This window comes from Mycobacterium zoologicum, assembly GCF_020181635.2.
GTDB lineage: Bacteria > Actinomycetota > Actinomycetes > Mycobacteriales > Mycobacteriaceae > Mycobacterium > Mycobacterium zoologicum.
Genome location: NZ_JAYJJS010000080.1, coordinates 1 through 1,082, shown reverse-complemented (window position 1 = coordinate 1,082; position 1,082 = coordinate 1). Strand labels below are relative to the sequence as shown.

1 protein-coding gene is annotated in these 1,082 nt (G+C 67.5%); it reads left to right on the top strand.

All coding sequences use genetic code 11. The annotated features are described in order from the left end of the window. Positions 1 to 101: 101 nt before the first annotated feature. Positions 102 to 1,082, top strand: a 981-nt coding sequence (locus tag K6T84_RS23820) for an IS110 family RNA-guided transposase (protein WP_456341112.1), incomplete at its 3' end; no start/stop codon positions are given.

The window sequence follows — 1,082 nt, the reverse complement described above, 5'->3', positions numbered from 1 at the left end:
CTAGACGGTATGGGGGGCTGGGGCCTCACTCACATGTGAACGTGGGTTGCCGACAGGAATCAGGTCCTGGCCGGTAGAGCCACAAGATGTGGGAGGCCCCAGTGAAGGTTCAGCGTACGAGTGTTGGTTTGGATGTGCACGCGCGTTCGGTGGTCGGGTGTGCATTGGATGGGGATACCGGTGAGGTGTTCCAGCGTCGGTTGACTCCCGATCACGGTGAGATTCTGGACTGGTTGCGGTCATTGCCGGGCCGGGTCGCAGTGACCTATGAGGCCGGTCCGACGGGATTCGGGCTGGCCCGGTTCCTGATCGCGGCCGGGATCATGTGCTTGGTGGCGGCGCCGTCGAAGCTGATCCGCCCGGCCGGGGATCGGGTCAAGACCGATGTTCGTGATGCCGCGCATCTGGCACGGTTGTTGCACCTCGGCCAGATCGTGGAGGTGCGGGTTCCCACGGTGGCCCAAGAGGCGGCCCGGGATCTGGTGCGGGCCCGCGAGGACTGCCGCGGTGATCTGATGACCGCACGGCATCGGGTGTCGAAACTGCTGCTGCGGCAGGGGATCGTCTACAGCGGCGGAAACGCCTGGACGGGCAGGCATGAGTTGTGGCTGCGGCAGCAGCGCTTCGAAGCACCCGGTCTGCAACTGGCCTACGACAGTGCCTTCGATGCGATGCTGGCCTGCCGGGATCGACGCCAACGCTTGGACGAAGCCATCGAGGCCATGGCCGCTGATTCGGAGTTCACCCCCGTGGTGTCTCGACTGTGCTGCTTGCGTGGGGTCGCGACGCTGACCGCGTTCGGGTTGGCAGTCGAGATCGGCGACTGGGACCGGTTGACCGGCCGCAGCATCGGCGCCTACCTCGGGCTGGTGCCCTCGGAGTACTCCTCAGGCAGCTCACGCACCCAGGGCGGGATCACCAAGACCGGTAACGGGCATGCCCGCCGACTGCTGGTGGAGGCGGCCTGGCATCACCGCACCCGGTACCGCCCGGGCGTGGCGCTGCGGCAACGCTGGGACGCGGCCCCCGTGGCCGCTCGCACCCGCGGGGATGCCGGCAATCGGCGCCTGCATGCCCGGTGG